The sequence below is a fragment of the Lysinibacillus sphaericus genome, assembly GCF_005217585.1.
Classification (GTDB): domain Bacteria; phylum Bacillota; class Bacilli; order Bacillales_A; family Planococcaceae; genus Lysinibacillus; species Lysinibacillus sphaericus.
Genome location: NZ_SZPT01000006.1, coordinates 76,407 through 94,234, shown reverse-complemented (window position 1 = coordinate 94,234; position 17,828 = coordinate 76,407). Strand labels below are relative to the sequence as shown.

The 17,828-nt window shown below is 37.0% G+C and carries 19 protein-coding genes and 1 riboswitch; of the genes, 8 read left to right on the top strand and 11 right to left on the bottom strand.

All coding sequences use genetic code 11. The features are described 5' to 3' along the window. Positions 1 to 22: 22 nt before the first annotated feature. The gene (locus FC748_RS18935; protein ID WP_024364532.1) at positions 23 to 349 is read right to left on the bottom strand and encodes a YtxH domain-containing protein; all 327 of its coding nucleotides are present in this window, start codon (positions 347 to 349) and stop codon (positions 23 to 25) included. 180 nt (positions 350 to 529) lie between these two features. On the opposite strand from FC748_RS18935, the gene FC748_RS18930 reads away from it, so the two are divergent. Further along, positions 530 to 751: a DUF1128 domain-containing protein gene (locus FC748_RS18930; RefSeq protein WP_024364531.1), complete on the top strand. Its 222-nt coding sequence runs from the start codon at positions 530 to 532 to the stop codon at positions 749 to 751. 88 nt (positions 752 to 839) lie between these two features. On the opposite strand, the gene motB is transcribed toward FC748_RS18930, so the two are convergent. Together motB and motA are read right to left on the bottom strand one after the other, a co-directional pair. Next, complete coding sequence (gene motB, locus FC748_RS18925; RefSeq protein ID WP_024364530.1) at positions 840 to 1,616, bottom strand: flagellar motor protein MotB; 777 nt, start codon at positions 1,614 to 1,616, stop codon at positions 840 to 842. Then, positions 1,600 to 2,403 carry a flagellar motor stator protein MotA gene (gene motA, locus FC748_RS18920; RefSeq protein WP_024364529.1) on the bottom strand — a complete coding sequence of 268 codons (804 nt, stop codon included), beginning with the start codon at positions 2,401 to 2,403 and terminating at the stop codon, positions 1,600 to 1,602. The genes motB and motA overlap by 17 nt, the downstream gene beginning before the upstream one ends. A 199-nt stretch (positions 2,404 to 2,602) precedes the next feature. Between motA and FC748_RS18915 the strand changes: the two genes are divergently transcribed. From FC748_RS18915 to FC748_RS18905, 4 genes are all read left to right on the top strand, one after another. Continuing rightward, a complete protein-coding gene (locus tag FC748_RS18915; protein ID WP_108031116.1) occupies positions 2,603 to 3,838 on the top strand; it encodes an aminopeptidase in 1,236 nt (411 codons plus the stop codon). Between the two features lie 142 nt (positions 3,839 to 3,980). Beyond that, complete coding sequence (locus tag FC748_RS22500) at positions 3,981 to 4,115, top strand: hypothetical protein (protein ID WP_255313775.1); 135 nt, start codon at positions 3,981 to 3,983, stop codon at positions 4,113 to 4,115. A gap of 184 nt (positions 4,116 to 4,299) precedes the next feature. Then, entirely contained in the window at positions 4,300 to 4,860 is a 561-nt protein-coding gene (locus FC748_RS18910; protein ID WP_024364527.1) for a beta-class carbonic anhydrase, read from the top strand. Between the two features lie 235 nt (positions 4,861 to 5,095). Beyond that, positions 5,096 to 5,845, top strand: a complete 750-nt coding sequence (locus FC748_RS18905; protein WP_024364526.1) for a class I SAM-dependent methyltransferase — start codon at positions 5,096 to 5,098, stop codon at positions 5,843 to 5,845. A gap of 302 nt (positions 5,846 to 6,147) precedes the next feature. On the opposite strand, the gene FC748_RS18900 is transcribed toward FC748_RS18905, so the two are convergent. Further along, complete coding sequence (locus FC748_RS18900; protein WP_051147783.1) at positions 6,148 to 6,738, bottom strand: GNAT family N-acetyltransferase; 591 nt, start codon at positions 6,736 to 6,738, stop codon at positions 6,148 to 6,150. 113 nt (positions 6,739 to 6,851) lie between these two features. Beyond that, the gene (locus FC748_RS18895) at positions 6,852 to 7,679 is read right to left on the bottom strand and encodes a polyphosphate kinase 2 family protein (protein WP_108031117.1); all 828 of its coding nucleotides are present in this window, start codon (positions 7,677 to 7,679) and stop codon (positions 6,852 to 6,854) included. Positions 7,680 to 7,885: 206 nt separating this feature from the next. Between FC748_RS18895 and FC748_RS18890 the strand changes: the two genes are divergently transcribed. Further along, positions 7,886 to 8,599, top strand: coding sequence for a TspO-related membrane protein (locus FC748_RS18890; protein WP_024364523.1), 714 nt, complete (start codon positions 7,886 to 7,888; stop codon positions 8,597 to 8,599). Positions 8,600 to 8,626: 27 nt separating this feature from the next. On the opposite strand, the gene map is transcribed toward FC748_RS18890, so the two are convergent. Further along, complete coding sequence (gene map / locus FC748_RS18885) at positions 8,627 to 9,382, bottom strand: type I methionyl aminopeptidase (RefSeq protein WP_024364522.1); 756 nt, start codon at positions 9,380 to 9,382, stop codon at positions 8,627 to 8,629. A gap of 246 nt (positions 9,383 to 9,628) precedes the next feature. Further along, positions 9,629 to 10,189, bottom strand: a complete 561-nt coding sequence (thiT, locus tag FC748_RS18880) for an energy-coupled thiamine transporter ThiT (RefSeq protein WP_024364521.1) — start codon at positions 10,187 to 10,189, stop codon at positions 9,629 to 9,631. Between the two features lie 125 nt (positions 10,190 to 10,314). Further along, a riboswitch (TPP riboswitch) is annotated at positions 10,315 to 10,422 on the bottom strand. A 126-nt stretch (positions 10,423 to 10,548) separates the two neighbouring features. Between thiT and FC748_RS18875 the strand changes: the two genes are divergently transcribed. Both FC748_RS18875 and FC748_RS22495 read left to right on the top strand, forming a co-directional pair. Then, positions 10,549 to 10,881, top strand: coding sequence for a magnetosome magnetite crystal formation protein family (locus tag FC748_RS18875; protein ID WP_029747430.1), 333 nt, complete (start codon positions 10,549 to 10,551; stop codon positions 10,879 to 10,881). 28 nt (positions 10,882 to 10,909) lie between these two features. Further along, entirely contained in the window at positions 10,910 to 11,032 is a 123-nt protein-coding gene (locus FC748_RS22495; protein WP_255313776.1) for a small protein YxzF, read from the top strand. A 102-nt stretch (positions 11,033 to 11,134) separates the two neighbouring features. Here the strand turns inward: FC748_RS22495 and FC748_RS18870 are convergent, their stop codons facing one another. The 4 genes from FC748_RS18870 to FC748_RS18855 form a co-directional block, all read right to left on the bottom strand. After that, positions 11,135 to 14,215, bottom strand: coding sequence for an AAA family ATPase (locus tag FC748_RS18870; protein ID WP_108031118.1), 3,081 nt, complete (start codon positions 14,213 to 14,215; stop codon positions 11,135 to 11,137). Further along, positions 14,212 to 15,369 carry an exonuclease SbcCD subunit D gene (locus FC748_RS18865; protein ID WP_108031119.1) on the bottom strand — a complete coding sequence of 386 codons (1,158 nt, stop codon included), beginning with the start codon at positions 15,367 to 15,369 and terminating at the stop codon, positions 14,212 to 14,214. The genes FC748_RS18870 and FC748_RS18865 overlap by 4 nt, the downstream gene beginning before the upstream one ends. A gap of 264 nt (positions 15,370 to 15,633) precedes the next feature. Next, entirely contained in the window at positions 15,634 to 16,566 is a 933-nt protein-coding gene (locus tag FC748_RS18860) for an SGNH/GDSL hydrolase family protein (RefSeq protein ID WP_108031120.1), read from the bottom strand. 32 nt (positions 16,567 to 16,598) lie between these two features. Further along, the gene (locus tag FC748_RS18855) at positions 16,599 to 17,828 is read right to left on the bottom strand and encodes an aminopeptidase (RefSeq protein ID WP_108031121.1); all 1,230 of its coding nucleotides are present in this window, start codon (positions 17,826 to 17,828) and stop codon (positions 16,599 to 16,601) included.

Sequence of the window (17,828 nt, the reverse complement as noted above, 5' to 3'; positions counted from 1 at the left end):
AATTCCCTCCTTGAACTACAGCCTATTCTTTTTCTGGTGAGGTAAAGGCTGTTTTTGTATCGCTAATCATGCCTTGAATAGTGGAAGGTAATTCTTTAAATTCATCGACTTTCTCAGCTATTGTATTGACATTTTCTGATACGCTATCACAAAGTACTTTAGCTGCGATTACCTTTTCCTCAATTAAATCTTGCAGTTCATTACGATGCGATGCGTAATAGGATACTGCTTCCTTCATTTTTTTAGTAGTAGCGACCGTTTTCTCTCGTGTAGTACGATCAAACATGCTTAATGCAGCACCTACAGCAGCACCTACGACGATGGATGCTAATAATTTACTTTGTCCCATATTTTATATACCCCCTGCTTGTGTAATGTTTATTCCCTATTTTCTTATAATTAAACAGCTTACTGCCCTTATTCTACCCAATTACAGTCTATTTTTAAAGCAACGCCCAATTACAGTGTTGACATTTTTTTTATTCAATGAAATGATATTGGCTAGGATTATGAAAGGTAGGTTAATTGAATGGATTTATCTATATCGTCAAAAGAAAACGTTATTTATATGGTCGATCAAATGAAAGATAAGCTTCGCATGGTCAATGTAGATGCCATGAAATCAGAGAATTTTGATGAAGCAAATTATGAAGATTTAGTCTATCTATACGAAATGGTTATGAAACGTGACACATTTAGCCCTAGTGAAATGCAGGCTATCGTTGCTGAATTGGGCTCTTTACGCAAATAATAGCAATGCCCTATAACCTTACCTCTCTACATTAAAAAAGCTATTAGCAAGGACCTTTAAGTCATTTGCTAATAGCTTTTTCTTTTGACTACTGCGTATTTTTCGCAGCAGAGCCATCTTCAGCAACAAGTGGTTGAATTAATACTTCCACACGACGATTTTTCGCGCGCCCTTCAGCCGTATTATTCGGTGCAATGGCTTTATATTCACCATATCCTTTTGCACTAAAATAAACCGGATCAAGTTTTGAATTACTATCCACTAAAATTTTTAAAAAGTTCACTGCTCGCATTACCGATAATTCCCAGTTTGAAGCAAACTCAGGACCTGTTTGCGGTACGTTATCTGTATGACCAGTAATGACAATACTACGTGCTGGGTCAGACACTAATACGCCTGCAAGTTCACTAGCAATTTTATTATACTCAGGTTTAATAGTAGCTCGTCCTGGATCAAACAAAATGCTATCGCGAATAGTAACAAGTAAACCTTCATCTGTCATTTCCGTTGCGAATTGACCTTCCATCTCATTGACTGCAATAAAATTATCGACACTATCTTTAATTTCAGCTAAATCCTGTTGATCCTTTAAATACGCTGAGTTTTGCTGTGGCTGTTGTGGTGTTTGATCATTATTTGCATTTGGTGTTTGCATTGGAGATGGTTGTTCTAAAAAGCTCGTCCCACCATCAAATACTTGATTAAACACTGCCGACATACGATCTAATTTTTCTTGGTCAACTGAACTAGATGCAAAAAGTACGATAAATAACGCCAATAATAACGTTAAAATATCAGCATATGGTACTAACCAAGACTCATCAACATGTTCTTCATGCTTTTTTTTCTTAGCTTTCTTTGCCAAGGCCGCCCGCCCCGCTTTCACCCGAAATTTGACGACGCTCTTCCATCGTTAAATAAGAAGATAATTTTTGTTCAATAACACGTGGCGCTTCCCCTTCTAATACAGAAAGAATGCCTTCAATCATCATACGTTTTTGCTTTACTTCAACTGCTGATTTACGTTTTAACTTGTTGGCAAATGGATGCCATAGTACGTAACCTGTAAAGATACCTAATAATGTTGCCATGAATGCAGCCGATATGGCATGTCCTAACTTATCAATATCATTCATATCTGCTAACGCTGCGATTAACCCTACTACCGCACCGAGTACCCCTAATGTCGGGGCATATGTACCTGCTTGTGTAAAAATGGCTGCACCACTTGTATGTCGGTCTTCCATCGCTTCTACTTCTTCCGTTAATACATCACGGATATAATCGGCGTTTTGACCATCGATTGCTAATGTAAGACCATTTTTTAAAAATGGATCTTCAATTTCTGAAGCCTTACTTTCTAAGGCTAACAATCCTTCACGACGTGCTAAATCAGCCCATTGTGAAAACATCTTAATAATTTCAATATCATCTGCTAATTTTGTTTCTTTAAAAAGAATTTTAAATAGCTTTGGTACCCGCTTTAGTTCCTTCATAGGAAAGGCAATTGTTACAGCTGATATTGTACCGAAGATGATAATTAAAATAGCCGCTGGATTGTAAAAGGCACTTAAGTTTACACCCTTTAACACCATCCCTGTTAACAGTGCGATAAACGCTAAAATTATCCCTACTACTGACGATAAATCCATTTTAGAACCTCCAAATCTTCTATACTTACTTATTTTCGTCCTATTTTCCATATTTTAAATAAACATATTATATAGTATAAATGTATTTCACTAATTTTTCGATGAAATAAATGCTTTTTATTCACATTTCGACCATATTTGATTATATTGAATTAAGAATAATACACGAAATTGTCTTTTATCGAAAGGAGTTAAGAATTTGTTATTATCATTTGACACAAAATTACTAAGATATGCCGAATTAGCCGTGAAAATAGGAGTAAATATCCAGAAAAATCAATTCCTTTATGTGAGTTGTTCGACCGATAACTTAAAATTAGCTGAAATAATTACTAAAATTGCTTATGAAAATGGTGCAAAACAGGTTTTTGTTGATTTATCAGATGATCGACTTGTGCGCACACGTTATGAAAAAGCTCCAAAAGACTCATTTGATTTTTATCCTCCATGGAAAATTCAAGAGCGTGAATGGCTTGCAGAACAAGGTGCTGCCTTTTTAAGCATCGTTTCACAAAGCCCAGACCTTTTAAAGGATATCGATCATGAAAAAATTATGACTTTCCAAAAAGCCTCAGGTCAAGCACTCGCTAACTACTATACTATGATGCGAGCAGATAAATTTAGCTGGACAGTTATTGCTGCTCCTTCTAAACAATGGGCAGCCAAAGTATTCCCTCAACTACCAGAAGAACAGCAAGTAGAAGCATTATGGGAAGCAATCTTTGCTGCTACACGCACAGATCAAGATGAACCGGTTAATGCTTGGAAAACTCACGACGAACAGTTACATAACAAAGCCGACTATCTAAATAAGAAACAATTCAAGTTCTTGCGCTATCAAGCTCCCGGAACAGATTTAACGATTGAGTTACCAAAGAAGCATATTTGGACAGGTGGCAGTAGTGTCAATATATATGGCAATGCATTTATGGCAAATATGCCAACAGAAGAAGTTTTTACAGCCCCACTCAAAACAGGTGTCAATGGCTTTGTCTCAAGTACAAAACCTTTAAGCTATAGTGGAAATATTATCGATCAGTTTACATTAACATTTAAAGATGGTCGTATTGTCGATATACAAGCACAGCAAGGACAAGATATATTAGCATCCCTTGTTGCAACAGACGAAGGTGCACAGTATCTTGGGGAAATAGCACTTGTTCCCCACCAATCGCCTATCTCACAATCCGGATTATTATTTTACAATACATTATTCGATGAAAATGCCTCTAATCATTTAGCTATAGGCAATGCCTATTCCTTTTGTATAGAAGGTGGTAAAGAAATGTCAGCAAAAGATTTGCTGTCTCACGGTCTAAATCAAAGTTTAACGCATGTTGACTTTATGATTGGCTGTGCTAATATGGATATTGACGGCATTGCTGCTGATGGTCAAATCGAACCAATTTTCCGCAATGGCAACTGGGCCTTTTAAGTAAATAGTCAGTCCTATTACTATTATTCTAGGCTAGGTATCTTATGGATGTCATAAATTATCCTTACATTTTCCTAGCAACCTATTGTATAATTAGAGTAGTTCATATAGTAGATTATTTAAGTAGAGAGGAGCTTTTATAATGTTCATTACAACTGTACTTGGCTTTTCAGCCGTACTATTAATTTCTATGGGATTCTTTATCCACTATCTACAAGTTGGTTTAGATAGCAAATCTTCTGTAACTGTAGATCCACAACCAAAAGAAAAATATTAATCATATAAAAACAGCTACTTTATGTAGCTGTTTTTTTTCGTTTATAAATATGTCATAGTAGATTCGCTAAATAATTTACCAAACTTCTTTTTTTTTCATAAAAATTGCGCGAATATTGTCATTATTATTTGCATATTTACATTTTTGCTCTAAAATATTTCATTAGGGAAGGGAGCAAACTTTCATGACAATGTTAAAAGATATTTTACAGTTTAATGAAGATTTCGTTCAAGAAAAAAAATATGAGCCTTTTATTACAACGAAGTACCCAGATAAGCGCATCGTTGTCTTATCTTGTATGGACACTCGCCTTGTAGAGCTATTACCTAAAGCGATGAACTTAAGAAACGGCGATGTAAAAATTGTAAAAAGTGCTGGTGCTTTAGTAAGTCACCCATTCGGTGCAGTAATGCGTAGTTTACTCGTTGCGGTTTATGGACTGCAAGCTGATGAGGTGTATGTAGTTGGGCATTATGACTGTGGTATGAGCGCAGTTGATCCAGATGCAATGCTTAACCAAATGGTAGACCGAGGTATTAAAGAAGAAACCATTAAGATGATGGAGTACTCTGGTATTGATTTAAAAGATTTCTTACGCGGTTTCGGTGATGTCGCGACTAGCGTGAAGAAAAGTGTCGATACAATTCGTAATCACCCGTTAATGGTTGATAGTGTGCCTGTTCACGGTTTAGTTATTGATCCAAATACTGGTCGCCTTGATTTAATTGACGACGGTAGTAAATAAAACGTTAAAGCCGAAGGCATCGTTTTTGGCAGAAAAGCTTTCTATATAATTAAAAATGTGTCTATCGTATCGAATAATCGAATGATAGACACATTTTTTAATGCTTTCGCAAATTATATCGCTGTAAATAATGTAGTAGACATTCCTTTTATTGAACATATCTTGCGTTTCACACAATAATTAGGTAAATTTATGTAATAATACTATAAAAAGTAAATAATAATTGGAGGACAATATGTATACTTATCATTCGATTTCAGCAGAAGTTTATAACCTAGATAAACCAATCGGCACATCATTCGGTGATGTCGAATATTATAGCGACAGACTTCAGCATGTCAAAGGAAAAATATTAGAACCAGCTGTTGGAACAGGACGTATTTTAATTCCTTTACTTGAACAAGGTTTTGCTATTGAAGGCTTTGATTTATCCGAGGAAATGTTAGACTACTGTCGAGGCAATCTAAAAAAGGCACAGAAAGAAGCAACTATTTATCAAGCAAATATGGAGACATTCCAATCAGATCAACTTTATGAAGCAATCATTATCCCTACTGGAACATTTTTATTAATTACTGATGATGAAAAAGCTATGACTAGTCTATCTAATTTTTATCATCATTTAGAACCAAATGGAAGATTGATAGTCGATATATTTTTGCAACCAGATTTTCATGAAGGTAGCTCTCAATATCGAACGTTTACAAATAAGCAAGATGAATTGATTACATTGCAAATAACACAATCTGCAATCAATTATATTGAACAAACGACAACTACCCACCATCGTTATGATAAATGGAAAGAAGGCAAATGTATCGAAAGCGAATTTGAAATTTTTACCTTAAAATGGTATGGAATTCAAGAATTTAAAAGGCTTTTAATGCAAATTGGCTTTAAAGATATCGTTATTTCATCGGATTATTGTTATAAGCAATATCCTACAGACCGAAATCAAACCATCACCTTTGAAGCTGTTAAATGATTTTGCTAGTTTAGGTTCTAAAAAATGAAAATGTAGCAAAGGTGTTAGTACAATTAACGAAACCTTAGCTATTCATTCTTTAATTAGAAGTGAGCATTAATTGTTGGTAGCATAGGCGGTGACTCCTGCTCAGAACGCACACAGCGTAAGACGCGGGCATTCTGCGCGCAAGCAGAGGGTTGTGGGTTACTGTGCTGAGCGGAAAGCACAGCCGAAGCGGACAACAATGGCGCAGCAAAAAAGTGTTAGATTGATAGCAGTCATCTAACACTTTTTGCACTTTATTATAACTCGTTGTGTATTCATGATGATGGCTCTAGGCGAGCATACATATAATGATCTACCCATTGTCCATTGATATACAATAATTTTCTTAATAAGCCTTCTCGTTGAAATCCTGATTTCTCCAACACCCGAATCGAAGCGTTATTTTCAGTCGATACATACGCCTCCACACGATGTAGCCCTATTTGTTCAAAGGCAAATTGTACAACCAATTCTACTGCTTCTGTTACAATTCCTTTTCCTATATAGATTTCATCCATCGCATAACCAACAAAGGCACTTGAATACGGTAAACGTTTGATAGCATACAACGCGATGTGACCTATTAAATTATTTGTACCTTGCTCATATATGCCGAAAGTAAATTCTCTCTTTGAGCTCATTAAATATAAACTTTCTTGAATTTTTTTATACTGTGCATCAACTGTATAGTATTCAGGTCGCTGTAACGGTTCATATGTAGACCAAAAATATTTGTTTCGACTTACAAGACCCGTTAAACTTTGTGCATCTTTTTCTTGGAATGTGCGAACGTAGCATTTCTCCCCCTGAATCGAGACCACATTTCCACCCTTTTTCCTTAATAAATTCCAAATTTTTAGCACCATTTCTCTCCACTAGCCTTCCGATAATTGTCAGTACATGTTCATTGTATGTAAAAAAAGATGCTGCTACAACCAAAACAGCTCCTGTCTTGTTATCACAGCATCAATCATATTATTTATTTATTTTTCACTTGTTCTTTTGATTGGATTTCTAACAGTTCCATACTAGATGATTCTGCATCCTCTAATTGGGACTTGTCTAAAACATTTGTTAAATGTAAACCTCGCTTTTGCGCCTCGCGTTCAATATGTGCAAGCGTTTCTTGTAGCACTTGTACACGTGCATGTTTTTTATCGTTTCCTGCTACCAAAACCCATGGCGCATTTTTCTTGTCTGTTTTTTCAAACATATCATTCGCTGCTGCGATATATTCTGGTGTTTTTTCGCGATTTCTCCAGTCCTCATCTGTTAACTTCCATGATTTATATGGATCTTGCGCACGCTCATTAAAGCGCTTCAATTGCTCCTCATCTGACACATGTAACCAGAATTTTATAACAATGTAGTCTCCAGCCGTTAAAATCTTCTCAAAGTTGTTAATCTCCTCATACGCGCGAGACCATTCTTCCTTATTTGCAAATCCTTCGATACGCTCTACTAGCACTCGTCCATACCAAGAGCGGTCGAAAATGGCAATCTGACCATGCTGAGGTAATTTTCTCCAAAAACGTTGCAAGTAGTTATAGCGTAATTCGTGAGGCTGTGGTGCTGAAATTGGATGAACAACGTAACCCCTAGGGTCTACCCGTTCAATAAGACGTTTAATGGCGCCTCCCTTACCAGCAGCATCCATTCCTTCAAATACTAGAATAAGTCCGATTTTATTATTTAGTAAAAATTGCTGTGCATTTAACATTTCATATTGGAGTACTTTTAATTTCTTTTTATACATTTTTTTATCTAGTTCAATCGATAGGTCAAGATTTTTTAGATTTTGGGCCATTAAAATTCCACTCCTTCAAATTGGATATTTCTATTGTACTAAAGAAGTATTTGGATGCATATCCAAATGGTAAATTGTAGATAATTTCAACAAATTCACTTGATACATTGTAAGGATTTTCCGCTATAATAAAATAGATATTCTGTGACAGTCCTATACTTATTTGTCTTTTCCCTATACAATTTAACACGAAGGGAGAGGAAACCTTGCCTAAGTTTATTTTAATGACAATAACGTATATTGTCTCACTCATCCTAACCTTTTCATCCTATTTTATAAAAATAAATGGTCAATCTTCGTTAGAAATCTCAAATCGTTTTCCCGTAATGTTTGCACCTATTAATATTAGTTATATGATATGGATAGTCATTTACATTTTGCTCGCTTATTGGTTAGTTATGAATTTTAAAAAGACAACTATAAAACAGACTGTTCTCTTTAGCAATGTATGTATTTTACAAGCGATTTCTATTTTATTTTGGCATTATGAATTATTCATAGTATTTTTCATCTGTACAGTAATGTTAGTACTATACTTATTTTTCCTTTACAATACGTACTCACATTCCAATAATGCATTATCTGGCCGCCTACCGATTTCACTTTACTTTGCTTGGTCTACATTTTTATTGATGACAAATACGAGTTTTACGTTAACTTCTTATGAATGGAATGGCTTTGGTCTTAGCAATCCACTTTGGGCAGTTATTTTACTGACAATTGGTGTCGTGATTGCCTTACATATACGTTATCATCATTTTGATATTGTCTATCCTAGCGTTTTCATTTGGGCATTCGTTGGCATTGCATTTCATAATCATCTTGACGAGTTGCTTGTGACGACAGCAGCCTTATTTTTATGTGGGGTACTTGTTGTTGGTATTCTATTCGTCAAAAAAAAACCTGCTTACCAAAAATAAATCGGTAAGCAGGTTTTTTATTTCGTCTTATTGCTCATCTAATGAAGTTAAAATGATTGGTTTGTCTTTTGTTACAATAATCGAATGCTCAATTTGGGCAACTAAAGATTTATCAGGCGTGATAAATGTCCAGCCATCACCAGCTTCAACGATATGCTCTGCTTTTGCTGAAATAAATGGCTCTACAGCTAACACCATGCCTTCTTTCATAATTGTTGAATCCCACGCATCGTAATAGTTTAAAATGTGGTTTGGTTCATCATGCAATGAACGACCTAATCCATGACCCGTTAAGTTCATAATAACTGTTAAGTCATTGGCATAAGCCTCACGCTCTACCGCTTTCCCAATTTGGTTTAATTTCGAACCAGCTTTTACTTTTGTCATTGCACGATCAAAAGCGCTTTTTGCTACGCGGCAAAGTTTTTCTTTATCCTCATAACCTTCCCCTACTACAAAAGAAATACCTGTATCTGCAAAGTAACCATTTAAAGAGCCAGATACATCAATATTAACAATATCTCCCTCTTTAATAATACGTTGTCCTGGAATACCATGGGCAACTTCTTCATTGACACTAATACAAGTGTAACCTGGGAAATCATACTCTCCCTTAGGACCTGAAATAGCTCCTGCTTCAGCAAACATGCGTCCTGCAATTTCATCTAATTCAAGTGTTGTCACACCAGGCTTTGTAGCTGCTTTCATCGCCTCACGAATTTCCGCACAAATGCGACCAATTTTTTTAAAGGCTTCAATTTCTTCTTGGGTTTTTACAATCATTTTTAACGTCCCTTTCATCTAATATCTACTCTTTAATATAACATAACTTTTTATGTGCATAACGCCAAAAGCTTTAATTATTCTATGCCAATAGAATTTCATAAGTGCTACTCATAGAAAAAACAGACGATTTTAAAAGTCTTTAGACATTAAAACAGCCTTTCTCTACAGTTCATTTAAACTGATTGTTCTCGATATAAAAAAAATAGTATACTAAGTGATTCTTAGCATACTATTTCCATTCATTTATAATTTTCGTTGCATTAATTGTGGCGCTGCTGTAAATAATAGAACACCGACAATCGCTGTTAAAATAGTTGCTGGTAGCATATATGTTCCATTATAAATAATTGAATAAATCCATGCATTTTGATCGCCCGCATACTCCGCAAAGAATACTGCACCTGCAATCGTGTGTGCAAGATAGCGTAAAAAACCAGCTAACACTGTTCCCATCACTATGTACAGAGCCATTTTCTTTTTGTTGAGTGCTGTTGCGGCTTTTAATACAGGTTCACGAACGATTGCCGCTAAACCTACTACAGTAAAGGCTACCCCATAATCTAGTAATCCTTGAAGCCAATGCACAATATAAGCACCAAACATTGTTTGTAACACACCAATTAATAGACCTGTTGTGAGCCCTGACAAAAGCCCCCAACGAAATGCCATTAAAATAATTGGTATCATGACTAAGCTTACCGAGCCACCTTGTGCCCATACTTTAAAAGAAACTTGATCGAGCACAAGCCCTACCGCTGCAAAAATTGCAATCTCCACCAGCATGAGTAATCTTTTTTTGTCCATACTATTATTCTCTCCTTTGTTCCGATGTAGGATACAAGAGCAGGAATAGAAAACAATTATTTGGATGTGCACCTCAATCCGGCATAAAAAAACGATGCCAGGACAGAGCCTCACATCGTAAAAGTGTCGGTTTCTATCCACATCCCTACGCAAGTGTTAACTTACAGGTTCAAAGAGTAAAGGCATTACGTGCCCAGTCTCAGCTGACATCATCAGCTCCCCTTGTGGTCGTTACATCTCATTTTTATTGAACACCCTCATTGTACGCAAACACCTTTGGTATTACAACCTTTTCCTCAATTATTTTTTTGAAACTTTTACGCTTTCTATGCGTAAATATTAAAAAGGGAGGAACAATTATGGAGAATCAAAAAGTTTTATCTGCGTTTAGTTATCTCAGTGTTTTTATTGCACCATTTGTCGTTCCATTAGTCGTTTACTTTGTTTCAAAAGATAGTGAAGTCAAAAGACATTCCATTCGAGCACTTATTTCTCACTTGATTCCATTAGTCTTGGGTATCATTTTCTTTGCTATCTCTATATTTTCTTCAATGTCATTGAACACGTTTGATCCTTCTTCAAATGGGAATACATTCATTATCATTTGGTTTGCTTCATTTGCAATTTATTTACTCGTATCATTAGGTATTGTCATTTGGAATATTGTGCAAGCTGTACGAGTTATACGTTAAAATTTAGTGCTAAGGAGATGTCGTATTCATGAAAGTATCAAAAGTAGTGAAAACCGCTATAAAATTTGCACCTATTGTCATTCCTATTGTCAAAAAAGTAGTTGCTGCAAAAAAAGGGACAACACCTTACGTATCAACACGCAGAAAATAGGTGCACTGACTTCTTTTAATTGTTTGAGTGACTGGCACACAAAACCCACTTACACCACACAGTGCAAGTGGGTTTTATTTAGAATTGTTTGGGTGACTGGCACTACTTTACTTCAAAGTGTGTTGTACTATGCCCACTTAACGTTTTTTCAACATGTAAAACGGCTGGCATTGCGGCTTTTAACTCGGCTACATGTGAAATAACACCAATCATTCTTCCTGAATCTTGTAAATCAATTAACGTATCAATTGCTTTATTTAACGCTTCCTCATCTAAAGAACCAAAGCCCTCGTCGATAAACATCGTTTCAATCTGAATATTTCCTTGGAAGCTTTGAATAACATCTGCCATACCTAATGCAAGACTTAATGATGCATTAAACTTCTCCCCACCAGATAATGTTTTTACATCTCTTAATTGGTCCGTATAAGCATCATACACATCTAACCCTAACCCACTTTGCTTGGCATGCTTCTCCAAGCGATCAGAGCGCCGCAATTCAAACTGTCCATTTGATAAATGGAATAAACGAAGATTGGCTGCTGCTGTAATCTTATCTAAATAATTGATTTGAATATAACGCTCAAATGACAGTTTTTTAGGATTTTGACCATTCAACACGGTGTAAAGTTCTTTTACACGGCCTGCTTCTTTTTCGAGTATCCGTATTTCCCTCGCCGTTTCATCAACTTTAACAATAAAGTCAGCACATGCTGTTGCATAATTTTTCGTCTGTTGCAATATTTTAAATGCTTCTTCAGATGTAGCTCGCAGCATCTCAAGCTTGTCTTCTAATATCGTTAAATTTTGCTTCTCTTTTCCTTCAAGATGTTGTGCTCCATCTAAGATTTGTTGCTGTAAAGAGTGCTGTTGTAAAGCGTAATCACGGCACGCTTTACGTAATTCCTCGATTTGTACAACACTTCGCTTTGCCGCCGCATATGCTTCATATGTTGTAAAACCTACATTGTTCATGCTTGTGACAAATTGTTCTCGTTTTTCATTCAGTTTGTTTTGCAATTCCTCATAGGCTTTTTTTGCCAGTTCTTCTGCTATAGCTGCTTTATGTGACGCTTCTTTTGTTGCTTGTAGATTATGCTGACTTGCGTTCCATGCTGCTTGTAATGCATTCTTTTGCGATTTTATATCTTCCATTGTTTGCTTTAATTGTTGCAATGACTTTACATGTTCAGGAATGTACTTTTGTTGTTCTTCCACAATTGCTTGTTGTTTAATTAATTCTTTCGACTGCTCGGCAAAATAGTGCTCTAATTGGACTTGTTTGTGTTGTAATTGTTCATTTCTTGCCAGTTGCTCTTTTAGCTTAGTCCGTGCGATAGATAGTTGATCGTTAACGATTTTTAAAACAGTAACTTGTTGCTCAATGAATTGTAATGAAGTTGTAAGTTCTACTCGATCAGCTAATGATATTTGGCTAGCTTCTACCTGTTCAGCCACCTCTTGAAGCAATTGCTTTGTTGTTTTGACTGTCGCTTCTTTTTCGTAATAATTTCTCTCATTTGCATGAGCTGTTGCGCGGATTGTTTCCAGCTCCACTTCATCCACGACTGCTAGTGGCTCACTATGTGTTAATTGGTGTGTTGTACTGCCACAAACTGGACAAGCATCGCCATCTTTTAACTTGGCTGCTAAAATACTTGCCTGACTGGTAATCCATTGTTGTTCCTTAGTCTGTTGCGCTTTATTACTTTCTTGATAGAGCTGTTGCGCCCTTTGAAACGCTTGCTCAGCTAGCTCACTCGCTTGCTCATATTTTTCCAATTGAGCTAATAATGTGACTTGTTCTTTAAGCTTAGGAAGTTGTTCTAAATAACCCGCATAGGGCTCCATTTGTTTTTCATATTGCTCAATGGTTGTTGTTAACTCTTGAAGTTGGGTTTGCTCTTTTTCTAAAATGTTTAGATTATCTGCTACTGCACGTTTAGCATTATCAACAAGTTGTTGCGTTATTTCTAGTTGTTGCTGATTATGCTCAAATGCCTCAAACTTTGGTAACAGCGCTAATAGCTGCATTTCTTGTTGCAATATTTGCTGACGCGCTGGTTCTTTCGCTTCTTCCTCTGAAAATAATTGCTGGGCTATTGCTAGTTGTGCTAAAGCGTTTTGATGATTTATTGTCGCTTGCTGATAAAGTTGTTCCTTATGATTTTGCTCTGTCCGTAATTCTACACACTGTTGTTCAAAAGTAAGAAGACGCTCCGCTTGTTCAGCTAATTGTATTTCCTGTTCCTTCGCTGTATATAAATGTTGTTGTTGTAACAGCATTTGCAAACGGGCTTGTCGTTGCTCCTGTTGTTCGAACTGCTCGTTCAGCGCTTTCGCCATACTGTAATATTCTTGTTCCTTTTGATGATGCGCATAGGCTTCTTCATAGCGGAGCTGTTCCGTTTGGATACTAGCATTATAAAAGAATTGCTCTTCTTCAAGGGCATTTTTTAGTTGATGCATATTATCCGTATTATTGCTTATACAAGTAAATAGTGTTGATGACCGTTGTGGTAATGCACCTGCAATTTGTCCAAGTAAATGTTCTTTCAATTGCTGGGCACGCTCGACATCCTTTTCGGCTTCTTTTCTTTTGATATCTAGTTTTTTGGTCATTGCATTAAAACGATCTGTTTTAAAAATTTTACGTAAAATAACTTCTTTATTGGAGGAATCAGAAGTTAATAATTTGCGAAATTCCCCCTGGGGCAACATCACAATTTGACTAAACTGATCTTTTGTTAGCCCTATAATTTCAAGCAGTTTTTTATCTACTTCATTTGTTTGCTGCTTCTCCACTATACTAAAGTCAAATTTACCATCCTTTATTTCTGCTAATTCAACTTTTCTTCCAGTGACACTTTTATTTTTTGCTTTAATATGACCTGGTTGGCGTAAAATGTGATACACTTTACCGCGCATTTCAAATACCAATTCTACTGCGGTGTAAACATCATCCGCAGCAAAGCCACTCCGAAGCATAGCTGTATCCTGACGATCTTCACCACTTCCTGCACCATACAACGCATAACAAATCGCATCAAAAATCGTCGTTTTCCCAGCGCCTGTTTTGCCTGAAATAGCAAATAAACGGTACTCTCCAAGCTGTTGGAAATCAATCACTTCTGTATGTTTATATGGACCGAAAGCAGTAATCGTTAACTTGAGTGGTTTCATCGCACTGCCTCCCGTTCCTCATCTAATAATTCTTGTAGCATCTCTAAAAACAAACGCTCGGTTTCTGGATCAGGTTGATCGCCCAAAACATCTGCATAAAATCCACGAAACAAGTCAATATCCTCTACTTTTTCCGTTTCAACAGCTTGTATTTCTTGGGCTACTTGTATTCGTGATGCTTTACGTTCAATATGCATTGCATGTGGAAAAACAGTACGGATTCGCTCCATCGGTGAAGCTACAGGTGTCGTGTCTGTTAATCGTACAAAGACATAATCATCACATGGTGGTAGTTGTAATAAATCATCCATAAAGCCTTCCACCACTCGTAGATCACGTCTTGGCACAAGCTTACGTTTGTTAACCTCTACATGTCCATTAGCATCTAGCTCTACAATTAAAAAGCCTTTCTCCTGCAAATGTTCCGACAACGAATATTTCAACGGTGAACCTGCATAACGGATTGTGTTATTCAGTACAAAGTGGGCTTTATGCAAATGACCGAGTGCCGTATAGTTGAAATGTTCAAATAAGGCAGCGTCCACGCAATCTGACCCACCGATGGATAGCGGTCGTTCCGAATCACTTGTATTATCTTCTTCAAAGCCATATTTCGTCACAAAAGCATGTCCAATAAAAATATGCCGCTTTGTTGTATCCATCGTTTGTTGAATATGGGCGATGATTTTTTGCATGGCATCTTGATGTGACTGAATCGTATCATCTTCTAAAATAGTGCGTACGGAGGCAGGTTCTGCATATGGCACTAGGTGGAAATGCACCTCACCGAATTCATCTGTTAGTACGATTGGTGAATGTTCTTTTGTGAATTGCCCTACGATATGTAACCCACTATCTCTCATAAGACGACTACCAAAATTTAATCGTCCTGCACTGTCATGATTTCCGGCAACTGCTAACACCGGAATTTTCTTTTCAAGTACAATTTCTGCGAAAACATCGTTTAATAAGTTAACGGCCTCTACAGGTGGCATTGAACGATCATATAAATCGCCTGCTACAATAATTGCATCAGGTTGTTCTTCTTCAATCGCTTGCAAAAATTGCTGTAAAATATAACGCTGATCCTCGGTCATATAGATACCTTGTACAAGTTTTCCTAAATGCCAATCGGCTGTATGGAATATTTTCATTGTCTATGCACCTCCTGTTTTGTTTTGCTTTTCTTTTATTTTATCATGCATGCAACTATATTCCTTTTTGGGTGACTGGCACTCGTTAAATTCAGAATTGTTTCGGTGCCAGACACCCGTTAAATTCAGAATCGTTTGGGTGACTGGCACCCGCACAAGGCACACAAACAGTGGCACTAAAAAAGTATGCTAAGTTATTTAAATTGCTCCTAATAGGTGGCAATTTATGTACTTAGCATACTTTTGTTCTTGGTGTTTTTCCACTTAAATTCGTTGTGGCTGTATGGATTGATTGGCTTTGACCTTTTCTATAAAAGTAGCATAGCCAATAAAACCTTGGATGCTTCTGACGGTTGCGACTTTCTCTTGTTGTTCCACTACAGGTTTTTCGTTGGACTCTGCTTGTTTCTCCATTATTTCCTGAAATGTCATGGGGTTCGGCTTAGGCAACTCTGTAGTAGAAATAGCTAAGCCATCACTACCGCTATACGATTTTAAAAAGGCATTTGCCATTTGACGATATCCTTCAAAATTAGGGTGGACATCTGCTATATTTGGCAAGTAGTGAGTAGCTTGCAAGCCAAAAGCATCGTAGACATTAACATAAGTCATCCCTGCCTGCTCAGCTTGTTGTTCTAAAATCGTATTTAACTTTAAGAGTTGTGCATTCGTTCCCTCTTTTTGTGTTGCATGTACAGTGGGATAGGCAAAATAATAGCCCATGACATAGACTTTTGCATTGGGTGCACGTAATTTCAACTCAGCTAATAAATCCGCCATATTTTTTCGCGCACTATTTAACGCAAAATCTACTTGAAGCTGTGAAAATGTTAACGTACCAGCTGATGGGTTAACCTGCACAAGACGTAGTAAATCATTGGCACCTGCGGAAATAGTAATTAGCGTTGCATTGGCTAGTAGCGCGCTTGCTTCTTCAGACTGAACACGCTCTAAAACATCTGCCGTTGTGAAACCAGGAAAAGCGAGCTGCTTTGTATAGTGATTCAATTGCCCAATCATTCCTAATCGCATCGCAACCAAATCGCTATAACCTGCATCAATTTCCTGATACGGTGTTTGACCAGCCGCTAAGGAATCTCCAAGTGCTACATAATTTTCACCACGTGCAAAGGCAGATGAAACACCAAGTGTTAACGAAAGTACAGTTATACTTACTAGGCTTATTAGTCGTTTCATCTGCTCACCTCACAATAAATGTCGTTAATCTATTAAAAAGCCCAGCTACCTTTACGGAAAATTGGCTCCACAGTGCCATCTGGTAAAATACCGTCAATATCCATGTCGCCGCTACCAATCATAAAGTCCTCATGTGTTACTGAAATATTGGCACCTAATGCTTCAAGTTGACCATTTTCTAAATCTCTTCCACCTTCTAAACAAGTTGGATACGCTTCACCAATCGCAAAATGGTTGGATGCATTTTCATCAAATAATGTATTAAAATATAAGATCTCTGAAGCTGAAATTGGGGATTCATGTGGGACAAGTGCAACTTCTCCTAAATAACAAGATCCTTCATCGACAGCGATTAACTCTTGCAATAAATCATGCCCAACTTGCGCTTGTGCATCAATAATTTTTCCTTCTTCAAAGGTAAGCTTAAAGCCATCAATAATATTGCCTTGGTATACTAATGGCTTGGTATTGCTTACATACCCCTCGACACCTTGTTTCATTGGTAAGGTATACACTTCTTCCGTCGGCATATTAGCGATAAATACAGTACCTTCAGGTGTTCTGCTCCCACCCGTTAACCATTTATGCTGTGGTGCTAAAGCAATCGTTAAATCTGTGCCTGGTGCAGTATAATGTAGTTTTGCATATTTTTTATTATTTAATAATGCAGCTCGTGATTCTAAGTTTGCAACATGTGTACGCCAGTTTTCAACCGCATTGCCTTCACCAATATGCACCGTTTTAAAGATTGCTTCCCATAGCGCTGGTACTTGTTTTTCCACGTCTAAACTCGGGAATACTTTTCCTGCCCATTTGGCTGATGGTACAGCTACAATCGACCAAGCGATTAAATCTTTCATCACGGCATTGCGATAGTTTTTCAATGCAGCACCTGATACTTTTTGGTGTGTGGCTAATCGCTCAGCTGAAATACCCGTTAATTTGTCTGGATCTGCAGCATCAATCCATAATAATGCCCCTTTGCGTTCGATTAACTCATCACGCATTTTAACAACCCATTCGGGGAAACGATTAAATTCTTCATCAGACGCATGCTCGAAATAAGCGCGATCCATTTCATCATCTGAAAAATTCACATGAACACGACCAGCTCCAGCCTTGTATGCCTCTTTCACTACTAAACGCGCAAAGTCTATTGCTTCCACCGAAGTATTAACTAATAAGTATTGCCCAGGTTGAATATTAACACCAACCTTCACCGCAAGTTCGGCATATGCTTGTAATTTTTCTTCAAATGTCAT